22 protein-coding genes and 5 pseudogenes are annotated in these 19,632 nt (G+C 69.1%); 14 read left to right on the top strand and 13 right to left on the bottom strand.

Annotated elements, in window-relative coordinates; translation table 11 throughout:
* Positions 1 to 41: 41 nt before the first annotated feature.
* The 6 genes from IE263_RS13265 to IE263_RS13240 form a co-directional block, all read right to left on the bottom strand.
* Positions 42 to 617, bottom strand: a complete 576-nt coding sequence (locus IE263_RS13265) for a hypothetical protein (protein ID WP_189935709.1) — start codon at positions 615 to 617, stop codon at positions 42 to 44.
* Positions 614 to 2,011 (bottom strand): hypothetical protein, encoded by a 1,398-nt coding sequence (locus tag IE263_RS13260; protein ID WP_189935707.1) that lies wholly within the window; start codon positions 2,009 to 2,011, stop codon positions 614 to 616. The genes IE263_RS13265 and IE263_RS13260 overlap by 4 nt, the downstream gene beginning before the upstream one ends.
* Entirely contained in the window at positions 2,008 to 2,841 is an 834-nt protein-coding gene (locus tag IE263_RS13255) for an ABC transporter ATP-binding protein (RefSeq protein ID WP_189935705.1), read from the bottom strand. Before IE263_RS13255 ends, IE263_RS13260 begins: the two co-directional genes overlap by 4 nt.
* Positions 2,838 to 3,656: a zf-HC2 domain-containing protein gene (locus tag IE263_RS13250; protein ID WP_189935703.1), complete on the bottom strand. Its 819-nt coding sequence runs from the start codon at positions 3,654 to 3,656 to the stop codon at positions 2,838 to 2,840. The genes IE263_RS13255 and IE263_RS13250 overlap by 4 nt, the downstream gene beginning before the upstream one ends.
* Positions 3,653 to 4,213 (bottom strand): RNA polymerase sigma factor, encoded by a 561-nt coding sequence (locus IE263_RS13245; protein WP_189935701.1) that lies wholly within the window; start codon positions 4,211 to 4,213, stop codon positions 3,653 to 3,655. Before IE263_RS13245 ends, IE263_RS13250 begins: the two co-directional genes overlap by 4 nt.
* Positions 4,214 to 4,479: 266 nt before the next feature.
* Entirely contained in the window at positions 4,480 to 4,641 is a 162-nt protein-coding gene (locus IE263_RS13240; protein WP_189935699.1) for a transposase, read from the bottom strand.
* Between the two features lie 58 nt (positions 4,642 to 4,699).
* Here IE263_RS13240 and IE263_RS49720 point away from each other — a divergent pair.
* Positions 4,700 to 4,930 (top strand): annotated as a pseudogene (locus IE263_RS49720) (hypothetical protein); the annotation flags it as partial.
* Between the two features lie 156 nt (positions 4,931 to 5,086).
* On the opposite strand, the pseudogene IE263_RS13230 reads toward IE263_RS49720, so the two are convergent.
* A pseudogene (locus IE263_RS13230) lies at positions 5,087 to 5,611 on the bottom strand (transposase); the annotation flags it as partial.
* A 151-nt stretch (positions 5,612 to 5,762) separates the two neighbouring features.
* Here IE263_RS13230 and IE263_RS13225 point away from each other — a divergent pair.
* The 4 genes from IE263_RS13225 (at position 5,763) to IE263_RS13210 (ending at position 7,868) form a co-directional block, all read left to right on the top strand.
* On the top strand, positions 5,763 to 6,104 hold the full coding sequence (locus IE263_RS13225) for an ArsR/SmtB family transcription factor (RefSeq protein ID WP_189935697.1): 342 nt from the start codon (positions 5,763 to 5,765) through the stop codon (positions 6,102 to 6,104).
* Between the two features lie 3 nt (positions 6,105 to 6,107).
* Positions 6,108 to 6,614 (top strand): SRPBCC family protein, encoded by a 507-nt coding sequence (locus IE263_RS13220; RefSeq protein WP_189935696.1) that lies wholly within the window; start codon positions 6,108 to 6,110, stop codon positions 6,612 to 6,614.
* Positions 6,614 to 7,282 carry a dihydrofolate reductase family protein gene (locus IE263_RS13215; protein WP_189935694.1) on the top strand — a complete coding sequence of 223 codons (669 nt, stop codon included), beginning with the start codon at positions 6,614 to 6,616 and terminating at the stop codon, positions 7,280 to 7,282. The genes IE263_RS13220 and IE263_RS13215 overlap by 1 nt, the downstream gene beginning before the upstream one ends.
* Before the next feature lie 232 nt (positions 7,283 to 7,514).
* Positions 7,515 to 7,868 (top strand): hypothetical protein, encoded by a 354-nt coding sequence (locus IE263_RS13210; RefSeq protein WP_189935692.1) that lies wholly within the window; start codon positions 7,515 to 7,517, stop codon positions 7,866 to 7,868.
* A gap of 226 nt (positions 7,869 to 8,094) precedes the next feature.
* Here IE263_RS13210 and IE263_RS13205 read toward each other — a convergent pair whose 3' ends face one another.
* Positions 8,095 to 8,484: a VOC family protein gene (locus IE263_RS13205; RefSeq protein ID WP_189935690.1), complete on the bottom strand. Its 390-nt coding sequence runs from the start codon at positions 8,482 to 8,484 to the stop codon at positions 8,095 to 8,097.
* A 60-nt stretch (positions 8,485 to 8,544) separates the two neighbouring features.
* Positions 8,545 to 8,885: pseudogene (locus tag IE263_RS48445) on the bottom strand (transposase); the annotation flags it as partial.
* Between the two features lie 67 nt (positions 8,886 to 8,952).
* Here IE263_RS48445 and IE263_RS13200 point away from each other — a divergent pair.
* Positions 8,953 to 9,696: a helix-turn-helix transcriptional regulator gene (locus IE263_RS13200; protein WP_229910956.1), complete on the top strand. Its 744-nt coding sequence runs from the start codon at positions 8,953 to 8,955 to the stop codon at positions 9,694 to 9,696.
* Between the two features lie 146 nt (positions 9,697 to 9,842).
* On the opposite strand, the gene IE263_RS13195 is transcribed toward IE263_RS13200, so the two are convergent.
* Entirely contained in the window at positions 9,843 to 10,592 is a 750-nt protein-coding gene (locus tag IE263_RS13195) for a transposase family protein (RefSeq protein WP_189935686.1), read from the bottom strand.
* A gap of 388 nt (positions 10,593 to 10,980) precedes the next feature.
* Here IE263_RS13195 and IE263_RS13190 point away from each other — a divergent pair, with 388 nt between their 5' ends.
* Both IE263_RS13190 and IE263_RS13185 read left to right on the top strand, forming a co-directional pair.
* Positions 10,981 to 12,249: an MFS transporter gene (locus IE263_RS13190; protein WP_189935684.1), complete on the top strand. Its 1,269-nt coding sequence runs from the start codon at positions 10,981 to 10,983 to the stop codon at positions 12,247 to 12,249.
* A gap of 225 nt (positions 12,250 to 12,474) precedes the next feature.
* Positions 12,475 to 12,947 (top strand): annotated as a pseudogene (locus IE263_RS13185) (transposase); the annotation flags it as partial.
* 90 nt (positions 12,948 to 13,037) lie between these two features.
* Here IE263_RS13185 and IE263_RS13180 read toward each other — a convergent pair.
* Positions 13,038 to 13,403 (bottom strand): YybH family protein, encoded by a 366-nt coding sequence (locus IE263_RS13180; protein ID WP_189935678.1) that lies wholly within the window; start codon positions 13,401 to 13,403, stop codon positions 13,038 to 13,040.
* A gap of 98 nt (positions 13,404 to 13,501) precedes the next feature.
* Between IE263_RS13180 and IE263_RS13175 the strand changes: the two genes are divergently transcribed.
* A complete protein-coding gene (locus IE263_RS13175) occupies positions 13,502 to 14,398 on the top strand; it encodes a LysR family transcriptional regulator (protein ID WP_189935676.1) in 897 nt (298 codons plus the stop codon).
* A 33-nt stretch (positions 14,399 to 14,431) separates the two neighbouring features.
* Here the strand turns inward: IE263_RS13175 and IE263_RS13170 are convergent, their stop codons facing one another.
* On the bottom strand, positions 14,432 to 15,025 hold the full coding sequence (locus IE263_RS13170) for an immunity 21 family protein (RefSeq protein ID WP_189935674.1): 594 nt from the start codon (positions 15,023 to 15,025) through the stop codon (positions 14,432 to 14,434).
* Between the two features lie 200 nt (positions 15,026 to 15,225).
* On the opposite strand from IE263_RS13170, the gene IE263_RS13165 reads away from it, so the two are divergent.
* Both IE263_RS13165 and IE263_RS13160 read left to right on the top strand, forming a co-directional pair.
* Positions 15,226 to 16,908, top strand: a complete 1,683-nt coding sequence (locus tag IE263_RS13165; RefSeq protein ID WP_189935672.1) for a Ku protein — start codon at positions 15,226 to 15,228, stop codon at positions 16,906 to 16,908.
* A gap of 238 nt (positions 16,909 to 17,146) precedes the next feature.
* The gene (locus IE263_RS13160) at positions 17,147 to 17,410 is read left to right on the top strand and encodes a DUF6207 family protein (RefSeq protein ID WP_189936279.1); all 264 of its coding nucleotides are present in this window, start codon (positions 17,147 to 17,149) and stop codon (positions 17,408 to 17,410) included.
* 1 nt (position 17,411) lies between these two features.
* Here IE263_RS13160 and IE263_RS48440 read toward each other — a convergent pair whose 3' ends face one another.
* Positions 17,412 to 17,543 carry an ATP-dependent DNA ligase gene (locus IE263_RS48440; RefSeq protein WP_229910955.1) on the bottom strand — a complete coding sequence of 44 codons (132 nt, stop codon included), beginning with the start codon at positions 17,541 to 17,543 and terminating at the stop codon, positions 17,412 to 17,414.
* Between the two features lie 423 nt (positions 17,544 to 17,966).
* Between IE263_RS48440 and IE263_RS13150 the strand changes: the two genes are divergently transcribed.
* From IE263_RS13150 to IE263_RS13140, 3 genes and pseudogenes are all read left to right on the top strand, one after another.
* Complete coding sequence (locus IE263_RS13150; RefSeq protein ID WP_189935670.1) at positions 17,967 to 18,701, top strand: class I SAM-dependent methyltransferase; 735 nt, start codon at positions 17,967 to 17,969, stop codon at positions 18,699 to 18,701.
* Between the two features lie 156 nt (positions 18,702 to 18,857).
* Positions 18,858 to 19,034 (top strand): annotated as a pseudogene (locus IE263_RS13145) (IS630 family transposase); the annotation flags it as partial.
* Positions 19,035 to 19,218: 184 nt separating this feature from the next.
* Positions 19,219 to 19,632, top strand: coding sequence for a hypothetical protein (locus IE263_RS13140; RefSeq protein WP_189935668.1), 414 nt, complete (start codon positions 19,219 to 19,221; stop codon positions 19,630 to 19,632).

Genomic DNA, 19,632 nt, shown 5'->3' with positions numbered 1-19,632 from the left:
CGCGGCCCCGCCGCAGCGCTCACGGCCGTGTCCCGGTCCGGTTACCGTCTCGGTCCCGCGACGGCGTAGGCCGCGGTGCCGGCGACCGTGAGGACCAGGGCCGTCCAGGTGCCCGCTGCCGTGCCGGGTGGCAGCAGCATCCAGGTCGCCACCTGCATCGGCGCACTCGTCGGGGGCGGGGCGAAGAACGAGAACGAGAGCCAGGAGAACGGCAGCGTCCATGCGTACTGGCCGCCCGAGAGCGCCGCGCCCAGGGCGACCAGTCCCATCAGGCCCGCGCTGTCCCGGACGACGAACGCGGTGGTGGCCATGTCCCCGCCCATCGTCCGCACTGTCAGCAGCGCCGTGCCGACGACCGCGCCGGCGAGCAGCACGTGTGCCGCTCTGCGGGGCACCCAGCGGATCGCGGCCGTCCGGTCCAGCGCGAGGTCCTGCCCGCCGAGCCCGATCGAGGCCGCCATCGCCCCCGTAGCGAGGACGAGCACGGGCAGCCGCGGATCACCGGGCCCCTCGCCCCCGTCCCGGGCGAGTGCCCACACCGCCACCGCGCTGATCACCACCGCGGCGAGCGACGCGGGTACCTGACGCGAGCGCGCGTACAGCGTCAGCCATCTCACCGGGACGCACCGCCGTTCAGCGCGTCGAACGCGTCGCCCTTGCAGGAGAGTGCGGCGGCGCGCATCGCGTTGATCCGTGAGAGCTGCTCGGCGCGCGGCAGCGCCTTGAGTTCCTTCCACACCGGGCGGGCCTCGGCGTCGACCTCGCGGCGCCAGCTTGCTGAGCCTGTGCCGGGCAGCGACCTGAGGTCCCCGAGGACCCAGCCCACGGCGACGGTCTGCGCGATGTCATCTTCCCCCATGCCGCTCCAGCCGACCGGGGAACACCCTGGCACCATGCCTTTGGCGATCAGGGCCCAGGTCAGCTCCTCGCCCTGCGCGGCGGCGATGATGTCGTCGTCGACGTCGAAGAGCACGGTCTTGCGGGACCACTGCGGTATGGAGCCGTCCGGCAGCAAGGAGGTGTTCTCCCGGACGGAGACCGGTGCCTGGCCGCCCAAGGCGTCGTGCAGCAGGCGCAGCGCCTTTTTGCCGGGACCCGCGAGGTCGATGAGTTGTGCCTGGTGCGTCTTCGTCACGCACACTGGGCCGTCGCACACCAGCTCCGCGGCGGCCTCGTCGACGACATACATCCGGCGCGGGTCGGTGGGGAGGACGAGCAGGGCGATCACCGCGCCCGCCAGGGCGGGCGTCAGGGCGATCAGCCGGGCGCGCGGGGTCGCGGCGACCAGCAGCACGAAGCCGGTCGCGGCCAGGCCGAGCAGCCAGATCGTCTGCCCGACGTGCACGGACGCGGAGAGCGTGACAAGCACATCGCGCACCTCCTGCACCGCCGGTGACAGCAGCGAGATCCGGTTCGGCTCCGTGCTCGGGACCCCCGCCGCCGTGGTCGTCTCCGTCCGGCCCAACGACATGTGCATGAGCGCCGTGAACACGAAGGCGCCCATGGCCAGCAAGGGCGGGGTGAGCACGGTCGGCAGGGCCCGCCCGGCCCCCATGCCCAGCACGGCCCCCGCGACGAGAGAGAGTGCCCCCACCAGCGAGATCGGCAGCCATCCGAGGTGCGTGTACTCGGTGTGGGCGAGCACCTGGACCGCGCCCACGAGGATGAGCAGCGCGAAGGCCGAGGCCAGCGTGATCGCCGTCGCGCCCGCCAGCGTGGCCGCGCGGTGCCGGGCGGGCCGCGGCGTACTCGTCAGCAGCTCGGACATCTTCGAGCGGTGGTCGCGCAGACCCTGAAGCGCCCCGAGCCCCACGGCCAGCGGCCATAGGTAGAACAGCAGGGAGCGGGTCCACAGCGCCAGGGATGTCCACTGGGCCGTCCACGCCGTGGTGCCCGTCCACCACCCGGCGTTCAGCAGGTACAGGAACGCCAGCGCCGTCGTCAGGACCACGGCGCCGGCCCCCGGGGCGACGGAGCGCTTCAGCTCGATGCGCAGGACACGCGTGTTCACCAGGCGCCCCGTCCCTGGCCGGGGCCCTGCAGCAGCGCCGAGTAGCCGCGCTCCAGCGGGCTGTCGCCCACGTGCTCGGGGCCGCCCGCCGCGGCCAGCTCGTCCGGGGTGCCCTGGAAGACCAGTCGCCCCTCGGCGAAGAGCACCACGTCGGTACAGGCGGCGGCGACGTCCTCCACCAGATGGGTCGACACGAGCACGCAGGTGTCCGTGCCCAGCTCCTGCAGCAGCTCGCGGAAGCGCAGCCGCTGCGCCGGATCCAGGCCGACCGTCGGCTCGTCCAGCAGCAGGATCGTCGGGTCGTTGACGATGGCCTGGGCGATGCCGACCCTGCGCACCATGCCGCCCGACAGGGCCTTCATCCTCTCGTCGGCGCGGTCCGCCAGACCCACCCGCTCCACGGCACGTTGCACCGCCGCGGGGATCTCCGCCTTGGGCACCTCCTTCAGCCACGCCATGTACTCGACGAACTCGCGCACCGTGAAGCGCTTGTAGTAGCCGAACTCCTGCGGCAGGTAGCCGATCCGGCGGCGCACCGCACGATGCTCGCCCATGCCGCCCACGGACTCGCCGAGCAGCTCCAGGGTGCCCTCGGTGGGGCGCAGTACGGTGGCCAGCGTCCGAATGAGGGTGGTCTTGCCCGCCCCGTTTGGTCCCAGAAGTCCGTGGACGCCGGTGCCCAGCGACAGGTCAAGGCCGTCGACGGCCATCCGTTTCCTGCCGACCCTGACCTTCAGCCCGGCGGCCCGGATCTCCCAGGCGTAGGCCGTCGGTGCGATGTCGGCCGCACTCACCGCGGACGTCATGTGATGGTCCTTTCCGATGGTCATCGATGGGCTCCCAGCACGGAGTACGCGCCTGGACGGGCGATCACGACACCGATGCCGAGTGCGAGGATCAGCCCCCACACAGGCAGCCCGCCCGTCTGCAGGGCGAAGGCCGTACGGCTGGTGGCCAGGGTCGGCGCCACGACCACGGCGACCCACACCGCGGCCAGCACGACGGCGGCGCGGGTCACGCCGACGACACCGCCGAGCGCCAGGGTCGTCGCCGTGAAGGCCAGACAGGGCAGCAGCCACTGGGCCACCATCACCCCCGTCACCCATCCGCCCACCAGCAGCGCGGGGACGACCACGCCGAGCACGGACGCGGTGCGCCGCAGCACCAGATAGAGCCCGGCCCTGGGCACCGAGGCCGTCAGTTCGTACGCCGGGTCCAGACCGCGCGACCAGGACGCCGCGACGCCGAGCACGGGCAGGACCGGCGCGAACAGCAGCACCAGCGACACCTCGCCGGTACCGGTGTCGACCAGGTCGAGCAGCAGCGCCAGCAGGGTCACGCTCACGACCATGGCCAGCCACGGCACCATCGTGGGCGTCATCCACCTCGACAGCCGCGCCCACCAGCGCCGTCGGCGCGGCATCGTGGCGGTGGCGGCCAGGTGGGGTTCGAGGCCGGACCACACGGTGTCGACCAGCGACGCCACGGCCGGCGCCTCGGCATCGACGGCGGCGGACAGCCGGTCACGGCACACCCGGCACGCCTCCAGATGGGCCTCCAGGGCCCACACCTCGTCGGCGGCGAGGTCCGTGCCGCCGCGCGCGTAACCCTCGATGATCCGCATCGACGCATGTTCCACACTCATGCCAGCGCCCTCCGCATCGCGATCCGGGCCCGGCGGGCACGGGTCTTGACCGTGCCCTCGGGCAGCCCGAGCAGGACCGCGGTCTCCCGGACGGACAGCCCGTCGAGCACCATGGCCTGCAGTACCTGTCTCAGCTCCGGCGCGAGGCACCGCAGCGCGTCTCCGACATCACCGCCGACGGTCGCCGCGAGCGCCTCCTCCTCGGCGGCGGGCGCCGCGTCGGGCAGAGCGGCGGCCGGCGGCGGCTCCGCGTGGTGAGCCCTGCGCCGGAACGCGTCGACCAGGCGGCGCGCCGCAATCGTCCACAGCCAACCAAGCGCCGTCCCTCCGACCGCGGCCCCGGCGAACGCACCCGCCGCGCGCCACACCGCCAGATAGGTCTCCTGCATGACCTCCGCGACGATCTGCTCGTCCCCACACCGGCGGCGCAGCCGCACCGCCATCCACGGCGACGTACGCCGGTACAACTCCTCGAACGCGGCACGGTCGCCTTTTGCCACCAGCCGGACGAGACGCTCCTCGTCCAACTCGTGCAGCGCTGCTCTGACTGATCTCACACCCGCTAGACGCCCGAGCCGGGCCGCAGGTTTTCCCCCCAACGTGATCCCCGCCACATGTGGGAAACCCCGTGGGCTCCACTTGATCAAGCATCGCCTTCAGGGCCGTCCGGCCCGGGCTCGAGAGCACGCTCCCGTTGCGCAGACATGCGTGGTGCCGACGGCACGTCTTTTCCACAGCCGACGAGAGGTTCTGGAGGAGATGCCGGCGATCAGCCACTTGCTGGACGTCAGGCGCCGCCTGCTGATGGCCTCGGTGAAAGCCGTCAGGCGATCACGGCACACGATCTCGGCACCGGGGTGCTCGTCAGCCAGGCGGCAACCGAGCCGGTCTCACGGTCGGGTAGGACGTCTGCGGGCTTGGAGGTCTCCACGTCGGCGAGGACAGTGCCGTAGGTCCGCCCCTTGCGGAACGCGAACTCGTCCATGCAGAAAACCCGCGGCGCCCGGGTCGGCACGGGCGGGGTCCGCCGACGGGTAACCCTCACGTCAGCCGAGAGCAAGCGATCGGCGATCGCCACCCTCGCGGGCATCCTCGAAGAACGCCGCGCCCTGATCAAGGAACAGGTCGGCGAGTCCGATGAAGGGGCGCTGTTCGAGATCGCCGACCGCTACGACCTGCGCCACCGCAGGGCCGACCAGCGTGGCGACTACGACGAAGCGTTCCTGTACTGGATCTTCTGGTGGTACCTCGCCACGGTGGAGCTGACCAACCGAGCCAGAGCGGGATGGTCCCTCCTCGGTCGGGCAGCTTCGCCGTACCGGCGTTCTCCAGGGGCCGCCAAGGCTCACGTCGTGACGCTTGCGCTTGGCCTTGGCGGCCCCTGGGGGTTCCTGGGCGGCCCAGCCCAGCGGCCGGCACTTCCGTCGTCCGGCGACCTTGTCCAGCAGTTCGATGCCGGCGGCGTTGTCGCGCACGGACGCGGCGAGCACCACCACCGCGATCACCAGGCCCAACACGTCAACGGCCAGGCCGCGCTTGCGGCCCGGTACTTTTTTGCCGCATCACACCCCGTCGACTCCGCCGGCACCCCGGCCGCCACGTGCACGCTCCGGGTGTCGAGCACCACCAGGCTCAAGTCCGCCTTCCGCCGCGCCTTCTCACGCACCTGCTAACGCAGCAGGTCATGGACGGTCCGGTCGATGCCGTCGTCGCGCCACCTGCTGAAGTAGTACATCACCGCACCACGCGGGGGCGGGTCGTGCGGCAGCAGGTCCCCCTGGCAGCCGGTGCGGCCCTGGTGGAGGAGCGGGGCGTTGACGATCTCCCGCATCTCGTACCGGCCCTGGTGGCCGCTCACCGAGGGGGTGCACGGCCTTCCACGCCGCGATCACCGGCTCGGTCAGCGCCCACAGCTCGTCGGACAGGTCGGTCTTGTAGGGCTTGCGCTCGCTCACGACGTTCAGGCCAGCACGCCCGAGCCCGCCGGCCGGCTGGGATGCCGCAGCCCCACACCTTCAGGTGACGACACAGCAGTCGTCATCCGACAAGACTCGCCCGATTCCCCACCGGCTTGATGTATTCCGATATAGGAATATGATGGCTGCCATGGCACGAGCAGCGACGACGTCGGACGCGTTCAACGCGATCGCCGAGCCGCAGCGTCGGGACATCCTGGCGCTGCTGCGGGCGGGTGAGCGGCCGGTGACCGACCTGGCCCAGGAGCTGGGGATGAGCCAGCCGCGGGCGTCCAAGCACCTGCGGGTGCTCCGGGAGGTGGGGCTGGTGCGGGTCCGCGAGGCGGGCAAGCAGCGCCTCTACGGCCTGGACGCCCGCGGGCTGCAGCCGGTCCACGAGTGGGTCGGCGGATTCGAGCGGTTCTGGAACGAGAGTTTCGACCGGCTGGACACCTACGTGCAGGACCTCAAGCAGACACGGCAGGAGGAATGACCGATGGCAGGGGCAAGGCAAGAATTGCGGGCGGAGCCGGCGACGGCCGACCGGGAGATCGTGATCTCCCGGGTCATCGACGCCCCGCGGGAGCTGGTGTTCGAGGCGTTCACCGAGGTCCGGCACCTGTCGCGGTGGTGGGGTCCGGAGGGGTTCACCACCACCACGCGGTCCTTCGAGTTCCGCGAGGGCGGGGAGTGGGACTTCGTGCTGCACGGGCCGGACGGGACCGACTACTCCGAGTGGATCCGCTGGCTGCGGATCGTCCCGCCGGAGCGGATCGCGCTGCTGCACGGTGAGTCCCGCGACGACCCGAACGCCTTCGAGTCGGTCCTGACCTTCGCGCCGGACGGCGCGGCGACCCGGATCGTGATGCGCACGGTGTTCCCCACCAAGGAACTGCGCGACGAGGCGGTCGAGAAGTACCACGCGATCGAGGGCGGCCGGCAGACCCTGAGCAGCCTGGCGGCCTACGTCACCGACCTCGCGCGGAAGAGGGCGGAGGGCTGATGGCCGGGAAGGTGTTCTTCAGCGTGTCGATGTCGCTGGACGGCTTCATCGCGCCCGAGTCCGTGCCCGTTGAGGACGAGCTCTTCGCACCCGACAAGCAGGACGACCCGGACGTCCAGCGCTGGATGGCGCAGTGGGCGGAGCTGCAGCAGTGGCTGTTCCCGCTGCGGTTCATCCGGGAGAACCTGAAGCTGGGCGAGGGCGGCGAGGAGGGCCGCGACAACGACGTAGCGCGGGAGACGTTCGAGCGCACCGGCGCGAGCGTCATGGGCAAGCGCATGTTCGACCTCGGCGAGCAGTCATGGCCGGAGGAGGCGCCCTTCCACACCCCTGTCTTCGTCGTGACGCACACCAAGCGTGACCCGTGGGAGCGGCCCGGCGGCACCACGTTCCACTTCGTCAACGACGGCATCGAGCACGCCCTCGACCAGGCCCGCGAGGCCGCCGGCGACCGCGACGTCCGCATCGCCGGCGGCGGCGCGACGATCCTGGAGCACCTGAACGCCGGCCTGGTCGACGAGTTCTCGATCGCGCTGTCACCGGTGTTTTTCGGCGCCGGCACCCGCCTGTTCGACGGCGTGGACGCGTCCAGGGTCGCGCTGGAGCCGGTCCGTTCGGAGCCGTCGTCGCGGGTGACGCACCTGACCTACGCCGTGAACCCACGGTAGCCGCGCCACCACTCCACCCTGGCGACCCGAGCACCCACGGCGCACACGCCTGAATCAGCAGGCCACCACGGCCAGCTGCGAATAGCTTGGCCCGTCCCGTCCCGTCCGGCGGTGGTCAGCCGCTCGTCCCATCCGCCGCCCTCGCACAGAGGCCATCCCTGGGTCTGCATCACTCTTGCTCCGGAGGCTGAGCTGTGGCTGACTGGCAACGGCGCCGAGGGGGAGTGAGGGCATGGGCAACTGGGTCGTGATCGCGGAGTACTACAGCGACGTGTACAGGACCGAGTTCATCTGCCGCGGGCAGGAAACGAAGGACCAGGCACTGAAGGCACTCCGCGCTGCCCTCCACACCTATTTGCCGAGCAAAAATATCGTCGAGAAGCGGCGCCGCGTGTACCGCTTCGCCGACCAGGAGTCATACCTGGTGGTGATCAAAGGCAAGCTGTCGGAGTGGGAGTGCACCCTGCGCATCGCGGAGCTGGTCTCGGACTCGAACGACCCGGCCGTGGCCGAGCGGGCGCAGATGGACGACGGCGCTGCAGAGGCGGCTGACGGGCCGCAGGACCGGATCCCGCCCGGCTACTGAGCGACGGACCGGACTCCGCTCGGGTCAGTCGCCCTGCAGAAACCGTGGCCTTGCGTTCAGCCGGGTCAATCGCGGCGCTCAAGCGACCGACTCAAGCACTGCACTCAGCGGCCAGATCAGCCGCTCAGTCACAGCCCAGATGGTGCAGGACTCAAGTAGCTTCCCGATGGAGAAGTCAAGCGGTGTCGCTCCCGCTTCGTGGAGGGTCGGGCGAGCGGGAGGGTCGTCAACCGCGACGGTGGCCCTCGACGCAGAACCGGTTGCCTTCCGGGTCGGCCAGCACCACGTACGGTCGCCCTCCGGGCGGCAGGCTTTCCGGATAGTGCTGCCAGTCGACGCGCCGCGCCCCCAGGGCCACCAGACGGTCCACTTCCTCGTCGAGATCCCGGTCACCGGCGTCCAGATCGAGGTGGATGCGGGGGAACTCCTCCGCAGGACTTTCACTCGTGTCCATGGCGATAGCGACCCCGCACTCACCCGGCGGCGGTTCGAGAACGATCCAGTCATCACCCTCGTAGCGTGGAGGCCGCTGCACGTATCCCAGTGCCTGCCGCCAGAACTTGCCCGCCCTCTTGTCGTCGTTCACGCCCAACGAGACCTGTTTGATCGACGTCATGCCAGCACAGTAGGTGTCCCTTGGACGTCCAAACATCGATTGGCGCAAGTCCGATCGGAACTAGCCGGTGGGCTGGGGCGGGGTGACTTCGTAGAGGCGTCCGTCCCGGATCAGAGCCCACAGGACATTGACTCTGCGGCGGGCGAGGGCGATCACGGCCTGGGTATGGCGTTTCCCCTCGGCGCGCTTGCGGTCGTAAAACGTCCGGGAGTTGGGGTGTAACGAACGCTCATCAAGGCGGACATGTAGAAGATGCGCTGGAGACCTCGGTGATAGCGCCGGGGACGGTGCATGTTGCCGTTCCGCTTCCCGGAATCGTGCGGTGCTGGGGCCAGGCCGGCGAAGGCCGCGAGTCCGTCCGGGCCAGTGAAGTCGGCGAGGTCGTTGCCGATCGCGGCGAGGACCGTTGGTCCGGGGCCGCGCCGGACCCCAGGCCTTCGCCGCGAGGAGCTCGCCACGCTCGCAGGGGTGAGCATCGACTACTACACCCGGCTCGAACGCGGCAAGGAGACCCGGCCCAGCCCGTCCGTCGTCGAGGCCCTCGCCTCCACTCTGCGGCTGGGCGAGACGGAGCGCGCCTACCTGCGCGACCTGGCCGCCAGGACGGCCCGTGGCGGCGACGGGGGCGCGCAGCCGGATCGCGCCGGGCAGCGTCCGGCCGTGGACCGGGGCGTCGAACTGCTGCTCCGGACAATGCGGCCCCACCCCGTCCACGTCGTCAGCCGCACCTACGAACTGCTCGCAGCCACCCCCGGCGGCCTGCGCCTGCTGCCCGGTATGAAGGACGTCGTACGGTGGCTCGCCCTGCATCCGGGGGCCCGCGCCCTGTATCCGGACGACTGGGAGAATCAGATCCGTGGCTGCGTAGCCCGGCTGCGCTCACTCGCCGGCACCGCCCCCGAGACCCCGGGGCTCGGCCGCCTCATTGCTGAACTACGTGACAAGAGCGCGGACTTCGCCGAGTTGTGGGAGCACTACGACGTCCAGGGCCACACCACAGGCACAAAGACCTTCCACCACCCGGAGTTCGGCGTCTTCACGCTCGGATTTCAAGCCCTCGACCTGGACGGCACCGGCAGTCACCGCCTGATTTTCTACTGCGCCGAGCCAGGCACCCCCGCATATGACGTGATGGTGCTCCTCGACATGGACCAGCCCCAGACCGGGACCGGATTGGCCACCGGCACCCCCATGGCCAACCGGTACCGCTGACGGCCACGAACGCGCAGGTGTTCAGGAGGCGGCCGGCCCCCTTGACCTGACCAGCTTGAAACGGCTGACATCGGGCCGCACTGCCTGCACCGGCCGGGTTGGATCCCACCCGATACGGACAGGGTCAGCTCGGCCCGAAGTGGTGTTCAGGCGATCGAGTCCACGTAGGCCAGGTTGCCGCCAAGCTCGCGGGACGCCTCGGCCTGCGCCAGCAGTTCCTGGGCCTTGGCCTTCACGCCCTCGATGGCGTCGGCACCGGCGACGAAGCGCAGCGGCGGTTGCTGCTGGTCGGCGATCGTCAGGAGGGCGCGGGCGAGCTTGGCGGGGTCGCCCGTGTCGGCCAGGGTGGGCAGGCCGTCTGCGGCTGCCTTGTACAACGCGGGCAGGACGTGCAGCCGGGCGGCGGTGAGGTCCGGGGTGGAGCCCGGCTCGACATCGGAGACCCACAGCGGGGTGCCGTCCGGGGCGGACAGGAACTGGACGTTGCCGCCGAAGCTCTTGTGTTTCTGGCTGAACAACAGGTCGTTGCCGTTGTCCCGAGTGCCGGCCAGGCGGTCGCTCTCGATGAGCATGCCGTCGAGGATCACGTGACTCATCTTCTCCTCGCGGCAGCGGTCCAACACCTCGTGCAGATCGGGTGCTTGGGCGGGGAGGATGTCGAGGCCCTCGTGCAGGTAGCGATAGCTGGTGGCCTGGGAGATGCCAGCGTCCCTGGCCAGGCAGTGCACGCAGCCCCGCTCACGGAACCAGCGCAGCACGAGGACCGCCTGCCGGAACGTGCCCAGTGCGCGCGAGACCCGCGGGGTGCCCAGACGACGGCGATGCGCGGCAAGCAGCCGGGAGAGGTGCACCACGATGTGGCGCGGGACATCGAGCGTGGCAGCATAGGTGACCAACCTGAAGCCTCTGGTTCAGCGGACGATCTTGTGGTGAGAACCGTCCTACCAGGGGCTTCACGTCTCCCGACGATCGGGGCCCACCTGCCCCACCTGTCCCGAATCGAGCGGTTCACATAGCTTCGCGAAGATCATTTCTCAGTGACGAGGTCTGGGATTTCCCTGACTTCACGCCCACGCCGGCTCCAAGATGTACGCAACCGTTTCCAGAAGATGCACGCTACTGCTCCCAGCATGTGACACCTCCACCGAGGATGGCCGCGGCGCTGGCAACGGTTCCCGGATGGCCGGCCCCCAATATCCTGCGCGAAGTATGGACTGGAGGTTCCGGTCGGCGGCGGAGACCCAACACTAATGATCACCGGAGTCACCAGGGGGAGCCCGCAGCATGACCGGCACCAGGGAGGCCCTTGGCGGGTCGGCTGCAGTCGACGATGCAGCACGAAGTGTCACGCGCCCGTTCTACGTATACGCCGTGCTCGCCAACACGCTGTTCCAGCGCGGCGTATTCGTCCTCTTCCTTTATCAGCGCGGCTTCTCCGTCGGGCAAGTGGCCCTACTGCAGACACTGCTCTACCTGGTCAGTGGACTTGCGGAGTTGCCGACGGGAGTCATCGCCGACCGAATCGGCAGGCGTGCCGGCATCGTGATCGGCCAGATGCTGATAGCTGGATGTCTGCTCGGTCAGGTGGCGTTCTCCAACTACTGGGTGTTCCTGGCGCTGTTCATCGGGCAGGGCGTGGGCATGGCATGTGTGTCCGGTTCGGACACCGCCCTGCTGTACGACCTGCTCGTGCGTCGTGGTGCAACGGCCGGCTACGTCAAGATCAAGTCCCGGTTCACCATGCTCGGGACGGTCACCTCGGGAGCCGCCATCGTCCTCGGCGGCCAACTGCAGCATATTTCCTGGGGAGTCGTCTACGTCGGTTCGGCGGCGTGCCTCGTCCTGGCCATGGTGGTGCTGATGTCAGGGGTGCCCGAGATCCGCGGCGCGGACGCGGTGGACGAGCAGGACGGAGCCGAGGAGCACGGCGACGCCACAGCATGGCGGGCGATGCTTCGGGTCGCCACGCCGGCGCTCGTGACGCTTGTCGTGGTGTCCGGATTGATGCATGCGACTTTGACGCCGTACATCATTTTTACGCAGAAGACCCTCTCCGATCAGGGAGCGGGCACCGCATTGGTCAGCGTGGTCATAGCGGCGGGATTCTTCGCCGGCGGGCTCACTCCATTGCTGTCGGACCGCGCGGACCGGCGCATCGGGTATCGGGTCATCGTCCCGGTGTCTCTCCTGACGCTCGCCGTGGCGCTCGGCCTGAGCGGCCTCGGCCTTGTCTGGGTCACCATCGCCGCGTTCCTGGTCCTGGCCGGGATTCCCGAGATCACCGCCGTGATCGTGGACAACGTGTTCAACGAGGCAGTGCCGTCGCGCTACCGGGCGAGCCTGCTGTCGGTGATCGCATTCGTGGAGTCGGCGCTCATCGGCATCGGCTATCTCGTCCTCGGCGCGCTCATGGACGGGTTGGGCTCCAGTGTGGGCATGGCCACCTACGCCGCGGTCCCCCTGCTGGCATGTCTCCTGTGGCTCCCGGTGCTCTTCCGAGGGGCACGGGTGACCACCGAGATCGAGAAGCCCGCCGACCAAAAGGCATCCTGAAACAGACCATCTCGCGCAACGTCCTGCCCGATGGCAGGGGCGCTGCTCGTTGACATGTCGCTCCCAGTCAGCGACGGAGCTGTCATCGCGACGAGCAGTGCCAAACGGGATGGGAAGAATCGCGCCACTGAGAAAACCTTACTGGGCTGATTACTCTCCCACCTCTCTGCGTCTGTCGGGACTGTAAATCGTTCGGTGTAACTCCCGATCATGGAAGATGCATCGATGACCAGTGAGAACGTGGCCGAGCACGAGGCTGTCGAGTCGACAGCGACTGTGTCGGCGAAGGCCGTGGACGACCAGCTGATCGACGAGCTGGTGAGCCGGGCCCAGGCGAGGGCCTGCAGCTGACCGGCGGGGGCGGGCTGCTCCAGCAGCTGACCAAACGGCTGCTGGAGTCCGCCCTGGAGGACGAGATCGCCGATCACCTCGGCTATGACAAGCGCGATCCGGCGGGCAAGAACGGCGGCAACTCCCGCAACGGCAAACGCTCCAAGACCGTGCTCACCGACGTGGGACCGGTGGAGATAGCCGTGCCCCGTGACCGGGACGGCTCCTTCGAGCCGAGGATCGTCAAGAAGCGGCAGAAGCGCTTGACCGGCGTGGACGAGATGGTCATCTCGCTGGCCGCAAAGGGACTGACCACCGGTGAGGTTCAGGCCCACCTGGCGGAGGTCTATGGCGCCGAGGTCTCCCGGTTTGAGGGGCCATCCTCTGACGTCAGAGGATGGCCCCTCAAAATTCCCCTCAACAGCCTCCGTCTTTGCGAACTCCAGGAGGCGAGGGGGTCAGCGAGTGGGCGGGACGAACTCGGGCTGGTCGAGCACGCGAAGCCAGCTTCCGTCGGGCTGGCGCCGGACGACCTGCGCCCGCGCGCCGGCACCGTCCTTCGGCGGGGTCGAGGTGAGAGCTATGTCGCCGCTGACCAGCGTCGGCAGGGGTGGTTCCGGCTCGAAGCGGGGAGCGTTGGCCAGCACCTTCTCCCATAGCGCGCGGATCGCATCCCGCCCCACCGTCAGCTCGCCGGGCGGGTAAGCCATCACTGCGTCCTCTTCGTACAGCGCGGCAACCCCGGCCGCGTCACCGGCGTTGGATCGCTCGACGAACAAGCGGGTGATGTCCTCGGGCCGCATGGCCTTCTCGTACTCCGGCATGGGTTCCTCCTGACGTAAGGCTCCGGTGTTTCTCAGCCTGGTCGCCCGCTGACCAGAAGTCCAACAGATGGATTTTCTACGAACTAGAATCTGTAGTCATGGAGCTGAGACAGCTGGAATACCTCGTCGCAGTCGCCGAAGAGCAGAACTTCACCCGTGCGGCCGAGCGGGTGCACATCAGCCAGTCCGGCATCAGCGCCCAGATCCGCCGGCTCGAACGGGAACTCGGCGCCGAGCTGTTCGACCGGTCGGCCCGCACCGTCACCCTCACCGTCGCAGGGAAGGCCGCGCTCGAACACGCCCGCGCCGCACTCGCCGCAGCTGGGGCAGTCGGCCAGGCAGTGGGCGAGGTGACCGAGCTGATCCGGGGTCGGCTCACCGTTGGGATGGTCATCGGCTGCACCGTCACCCCGCTGTTCGACGCTCTCGCCGCATTTCACAAGGCGCACCCCGGTGTAGAGATCTCGCTGCTGGAGGACAGCTCCGACCGGCTCGCCGACGGGGTGCGTACCGGCGCCGTCGACTTGGCACTCATCGGGGCCGCAACAGCCACCCCCGACGGGCTGGACGCGCTGACAATCATCAGCGATCGGCTCATCGCGGCAGTCCCGGCCGGGCACCCCTTGGCGAAACAGCGGCGGGTCACCCTACGCGACCTGATTGCCTACCCGATCGTGTGCATGCCACCGGGCACCGGCCTACGCACGGTATTCGACCAGGCTTGCGCCGCACAGAGCCTCCAGCCCTCGATCGCGCTGCAAGCCAGCGCCGCGGATGCCATTGCCGACCTCGCCGCCCGCGGGCTCGGCGTCGCCATCCTCAGCAACTCGATGGCCGCGAGCTATCGCGACCGGCTCACCGCCCACACCATCGATGATGTCGAAACACCAGCATTGCTCGCCCTGATCTGGAAGAGCGCCCACAACCCCTCGGTACGCGAGCTGCTCGTGCACAGCCGACAAGCATTCACGGACCTTCTGGGGCTGCACCAGTAGAGGCAGACCAGTCCGAGAGAGGGGGACTTCCCATCAGCTCGGCGACCAGGGCAGAAGTTGGACCAGGCCCACGGAGGTGTTCTCGTTTGCTGAGGTGTGGACGGCGCGGACGGTCCAGCGCCCGGGCGGTATCGGTACGTGGGCCTGCTCCGGCAGCCCTCCGCCGATCGGGTACTCGACGTCCAGCTCGGCCCCGGCGGTGACAGAGTCCATGAGCACTGCCGGGCCGTCCGTCTCCCAGACACCACACTCCTCCCACTCGGTAGTGGGGTCGGTGAGGACAGCCCTGGCTGCGGTGACCAGATCGGTCTCCGAGTTGGCTCCGAGCCAACGGACGAAGGCTTGGTGTTCTGGCAGATAGCAGGTGCTGGCGGGTTCGTCCGCCAGGACAAGCCCTCGCGCGCCCTCCCTGCCGACAGCGAGCACTCCTGCCAGACCGTCCACCTCGCAGGCGCGGTCGTAATCGTCCGGGACGTCCCCGTCGCCGATGACCATCCCCGACTCCGTGCAGCCACGCCATCCGTCCAGTGCGGAGACCGGTATGGCGATCAGCGGGCCGCCCATCGACTCGACCCAGGTGAAGGAAGGCTCGGCTGAACCGGCTGCGGTGGACGAGGAAGTCTCCATGGCACCAGTGTCTCCTCAGCCACTGACAACGCTCCGTCGGGCTGCGAGACAGCTTCCCTGACGCTTCGTCCAGGCCAGCCCAACGGAGGGCCTGGAGCGTGCCGGCGCGGTCAAGTACTGACCACTCTTCCGCTGACGGGCGGTGCTCCGGGTGGAGTACTTGCCGCGCCACCTTCGTGCGGGGCGGGCAGGTTTGGATCATGCGCGTACTGTGGTCGGGTCACATCACCTGCGAACTGGTGAATGTGCCGGTGCGCCTATACGCGGCAATGCAGGAGACACGGCCCCAGCTGCACGAGGTCCATGTGACCGACAGTGCCCGCATTCGGCACCGCCGGGTGTGTGAGGCCGACGACCGTGAGGTCGGCGAGGGCGAGATCGGCCGGGGCCGGCAGACACCGTACGGACGCATGGTCGTTCTGCGGGACGAGGATCTGGACCGCCTGCCACTCGCCACGAGGCGCAGGGTGGAGATTCTCGGCTTCGTCGATGACCACGACGTCGACCCGCTGCTGTACGACCGGGCCTACTATGCCGACCCCGACGGCGAGCCAGGCCAGCGTCCCTGCGCCTTGCTGGTGGAGGCACTCGCCCGCACCGGCCGCGTCGGCGTTGCCATCGGAGACGACACCCAGAGGATCAATCTGACTTTCAGTCTCCGCCCGGAGCCGGGGCGGGCCGCTGTGGCCCCCGCCGGGGCTGGGCGCTTGTTCGAGGGGACCCCGACCCTGCCGGATGTGGCCTCGTACTACCGCCACACCTGCCCGCGCCGGCTGGTCGTCACCGGTGCGCCAGGGGCGGGCAAATCCGTGCTGGCACTGGAGTTGATGCTGGCCCTCATCGAGGAGCGGGAGGAGGGGGACCCGGTACCGGTGCGCCTGTCGCTGGCCGAGTGGGACACCGCCACCGCCATCCCTCAGTCGGCGTGGCTCGCCCGCCATCTGGTGGATGTCTACGACTGGCCGGCCAAGATGGCGGGGGAACTCATCCGCCAGCGCCGCGTGCTGCCGGTGCTGGACGTGTTGGACCGTCACCCCACCGGGACGCTGGCCACGGCCTTGTCCACGCCGTGGCGGCTGACCCTGGCCGCCACCGTCTACGCCCAGCACGGCGACCCCTGCGGCCTCGCCCGCCACGCCACCGCCAGCGACCTTGATGAACACCTGTTGGCCCGCTTCATCCCTGCGGCCACCGCCCTCCACCCGCGCGCCCGCCGCCTCTACGCCGTGGGTGATGTCCACTGCTGGCTGGCCCGTCTTGCCGACTATCTGGACACTCCATCCCCCGCTCCGGGGGCACCGGCGGGGGCGGGCATCCGTGCCCATACCGACCTTGTCCTGCACCAGTTGTGGCCAATGGCCGGATCCAAACGGGTCCGCGCCGCCGATGCCGTGCTGACCGCGCTCGCGGTCTTGCTGCCGATCCCCCTGGGATGGGCCACGGCCATTCCAGGGGTGATGATCATGTCCATTGTGGCTGCCGTCGTGGTCGGCTGCCATGCGGCACGGGCTTCGGTGGATCCACCCGCGCGCGTGCGCTGGGGACGCTTGCGCACCAAAGCCGGATGCCGCGACCTTGCGGTGTGGCTCGCGTTGGGGATCCTGTCTGGGCTCGCGGTCGGGCTCTTGGTCGGGCTAGCGGCCGGGCTCGGGCTCGGACTCGTGGTCGGGCTCATGGTCGGGGTCGGGTTCGGTGCTCCATCCGGACGCCGGTACCTGGTCCTCGTGCTGTGCTCCAGGGGAAAGCTGCCATGGAGGCTCGGGGTCTTCCTGGATTGGGCCTGCGCCGCCGGGCGGCTGCGCTTCTCGGGCTCCGCCTACCAGTTCCGGCACCGTGAGCTGCAGCAATGGCTGGCGCGTCATCCCGGCCACCCACCGGTGTAGCCGCCAGCCAGGCGGGCGGGGCTCGTTTCAGACGCCCGCCAGCGTCGGCTCGGAGCCCCCTCCCGTTCGGATAGGTCGAGGGATGGTCGGTGTGGCGGGAGCGACCGGGCACGGTCGGGGCCGCCACCGCTGTGCCAGTGGCTCCGACCCACCGGTCCGGCGACATGCCTTGACGGCTCGCCACTCGGTCGGGTGAAGACATGGCAGCGGCGGAACTCTCCCAGGGGACTTGGGCGTAGTGCCGTACCTGGACCCGTTCCTTGAGAGGCACGTCAGCGAGCCGGGGTTGCTCGTCGTCGACGTCGCGGCCGCCGACGACGCCACCGTGCTCGCCTTCCAGCAGCTGCTCGCCGAACGGTGGGCGACGGCCACAGCGGAGCAGACGACGCGGGACGCCGGTCAGCCCGGCCTACGGCTGCGCTGCTACCTGGACCTGCGCCAGCAGCTCACCGCGGCCGCCGTGGTCGGCCCGAGCATGGAGCCGACCACGGCCCGGCCCTGACTCATGACAGGGCGCTGCCTTCGCCGAACAGCGGCACCTCCTGGACGTCGATGTCCGCGCGGATGCGGTGGGGGCGGGCCGGGTGCCACCACCGTCCGGCGCTGTCGCGGGCGACGTCGACGTCGACTTCCATCACGACATCCAGCTGCACCAGGACGGCATCAAAGGGTCCGCTGCGTTCCGCAGCCTGCCGAGAACCTCCAGCCCGTCCACGGATGCGCGGCGCGCGGCGGGGCCAGTTGGTCGGCCACAGCGCGGCCGGCGGCCCGGGACAGAGTGGTGCTGCGGCCGATGTAGCGCAGGCGGCCCGCCGGGTCGCAGCGGCCCAGCAGCAGCGTGAGAGGCGCGGTAATCGACCCGGTGACCGCGCCGATCACGGCTTCAGTGGTGACCCGTACCACTGGTGAAGTGGCGGTATTGGAAGGATGCGGTATTCCCCTGCTGGAGATGCGGAAGCATCTAGGGGCGGCAACCTTCAACGCAAATCGGCTTGATACCGCTGGGCTGCAGTGAAGCGAGTAGAGGAGCTGAGTTGGTGCCGCATACCTTCAGATGCATGGCTGACGAGTGCTTTGGGCATCCACGGCTCGCCGCGATCTATGACCCGCTTGACCCTGATCGCAGCGATCTCGACGCGTACGTCCGCATAGCGGAAGGGTTCGGAGTACGCCGAGTGCTAGACATCGGCTGCGGGACAGGCGTGTTCGCCCTTCTTTTGGCTGATCGCGGGATCGAGGTTGTCGGGATCGACCCCGCCTATGCGTCGATCGAAGTAGCCGAGGGCAAGCCGGGCAGTGAACGGGTGCGATGGATTTGTGGTGACGTGTCGGCACTCCCGCTGCTGCGGGTCGATCTGGCGACCATGACGGCGAACGTCGCTCAGGCCATCGTGGACCCGAAGATCTGGCAGGAGACCCTGCGAAGGGCGTACGAATCACTGCGGCCAGGCGGACGCCTTGTGTTCGAGACTCGGGATCCAGCCAGGCGTGCATGGGAGGAGTGGAACCGGGAGGATTCGTACCGCGTGGCGGAGATCCCGGGTGTTGGCGAGGTCGAGAGCTGGGTCGAGGTGACCGACGTCAGTTTGCCGCTGGTGACGTTCCGGTGGACCTACGTCTTCGCTGCGGACGGGCAAGTGCTGACGTCGGATTCGACGTTGCGTTTCCGTGAGCGCAAGGAGGTCGAGTCGGACTTGTTCGCGCAGGGGTACGTGGTCGACGATGTGCGTGAAGCTCCTGACCGGCCGGGGCGGGAGTTTGTTTTTCTCGCGCGGCGTCCGGAGGCACGCTGAGCGTGGTGCTGATCGTCCTCGCGCCGATTGGATGTGACGACACATCTGTTCGGGGCGGGAGGTGGGATGGCACAGCTGGTCAGGGTCCGGCGGTTGTCGGACGCGGAGGGGCAGAAGCTGCAGCGGATCGTGCGCCGCGGCAGCACCAACCCGGACAAGGACGCCAAGCTGGACCGGATCGAGCACGCCCTCCACGAGCGCCCCGACCGCACCTTCGCCTTCGACGAGTTCGGCCCACTCGGCATCCGTCCGACCGCCGGGGCCTGCTGGGCCAGGCAGGGCAAGCCCGACCGGCTCCCGGCCACCTTCCACCGCACCCACGGAGTGCGCTACTCAACTTGATTGGGTGATGTCGGGTGGCGTGGGCCATCGGTCACCTGCGCCGGTGGCCGCCGACCCACATGGGCCGGCCCTCGGTGTGCATACTGTGACCGGCAGAGGGGCCGTCGTCCGACCGAACGGCGATGGGCGGGGCCGATAGGCCACGGGCCGGGCCGGACGATCAAGGAGACCAGCGATGGATGAACAGGAAAGCTTGCGCCGCTACGGGCTTCGCCCCGTCGGCGCGGACCTCGACGAGATCCGTGCACTCCTCAGAGAGCACACGGCGCGTGAGCGACGCGCCCAGGGCGACGGCGACACCGTGCTGATGAAGCTCTGCTGCGTCCAGCTGTTCAACAGCGGCGACCTCGACGACGTGCTCCTGGTCTGGAGTGCGAAGCAAGCCAGCTTCGACGCAGCGTGCTCGATCGACATCGAACTCCTGCTTGGGCACGGGCTCGACGCGACGAAGGCCCACCTCTCGGCCAACCGTGCACCTTCTGCGGCGGCGGCACTGGATCGACTGCGCGAGCTTGAGGCGGACGGTGAATTCGAGGACTTCTCAGTGGAGGAGTACTCCGCCGTCTACGACCGGTACTACGTCGACTGA

Origin of the sequence: Streptomyces aurantiogriseus (assembly GCF_014649375.1) — a bacterium.
Classification (GTDB): Bacteria; Actinomycetota; Actinomycetes; order Streptomycetales; family Streptomycetaceae; genus Streptomyces; species Streptomyces aurantiogriseus.
The sequence above is the reverse complement of the archived record's forward strand: the minus strand, read 5'-3'. Positions and strand labels throughout refer to the sequence as shown.

What these genes read in the sequence shown, in the direction of transcription:
- IE263_RS13225 (WP_189935697.1), top strand. Translation starts at nt 5,763, where the DNA reads ATGGCACGAGCAGCGACGACGTCGGACGCGTTCAACGCGATCGCCGAG.
- IE263_RS13170 (WP_189935674.1), bottom strand. Translation starts at nt 15,025, where the DNA reads ATGGAGACTTCCTCGTCCACCGCAGCCGGTTCAGCCGAGCCTTCCTTC.
- IE263_RS13250 (WP_189935703.1), bottom strand. Translation starts at nt 3,656, where the DNA reads ATGAGTGTGGAACATGCGTCGATGCGGATCATCGAGGGTTACGCGCGC.
- IE263_RS13175 (WP_189935676.1), top strand. Translation starts at nt 13,502, where the DNA reads ATGGAGCTGAGACAGCTGGAATACCTCGTCGCAGTCGCCGAAGAGCAG.
- IE263_RS13190 (WP_189935684.1), top strand. Translation starts at nt 10,981, where the DNA reads ATGACCGGCACCAGGGAGGCCCTTGGCGGGTCGGCTGCAGTCGACGAT.
- IE263_RS13215 (WP_189935694.1), top strand. Translation starts at nt 6,614, where the DNA reads ATGGCCGGGAAGGTGTTCTTCAGCGTGTCGATGTCGCTGGACGGCTTC.
- IE263_RS13205 (WP_189935690.1), bottom strand. Translation starts at nt 8,484, where the DNA reads ATGACGTCGATCAAACAGGTCTCGTTGGGCGTGAACGACGACAAGAGG.
- IE263_RS13165 (WP_189935672.1), top strand. Translation starts at nt 15,226, where the DNA reads ATGCGCGTACTGTGGTCGGGTCACATCACCTGCGAACTGGTGAATGTG.
- IE263_RS13210 (WP_189935692.1), top strand. Translation starts at nt 7,515, where the DNA reads ATGGGCAACTGGGTCGTGATCGCGGAGTACTACAGCGACGTGTACAGG.
- IE263_RS13220 (WP_189935696.1), top strand. Translation starts at nt 6,108, where the DNA reads ATGGCAGGGGCAAGGCAAGAATTGCGGGCGGAGCCGGCGACGGCCGAC.
- IE263_RS13140 (WP_189935668.1), top strand. Translation starts at nt 19,219, where the DNA reads ATGGATGAACAGGAAAGCTTGCGCCGCTACGGGCTTCGCCCCGTCGGC.
- IE263_RS48440 (WP_229910955.1), bottom strand. Translation starts at nt 17,543, where the DNA reads ATGGAAGTCGACGTCGACGTCGCCCGCGACAGCGCCGGACGGTGGTGG.
- IE263_RS13150 (WP_189935670.1), top strand. Translation starts at nt 17,967, where the DNA reads ATGGCTGACGAGTGCTTTGGGCATCCACGGCTCGCCGCGATCTATGAC.
- IE263_RS13180 (WP_189935678.1), bottom strand. Translation starts at nt 13,403, where the DNA reads ATGCCGGAGTACGAGAAGGCCATGCGGCCCGAGGACATCACCCGCTTG.
- IE263_RS13255 (WP_189935705.1), bottom strand. Translation starts at nt 2,841, where the DNA reads ATGACCATCGGAAAGGACCATCACATGACGTCCGCGGTGAGTGCGGCC.
- IE263_RS13240 (WP_189935699.1), bottom strand. Translation starts at nt 4,641, where the DNA reads ATGGACGAGTTCGCGTTCCGCAAGGGGCGGACCTACGGCACTGTCCTC.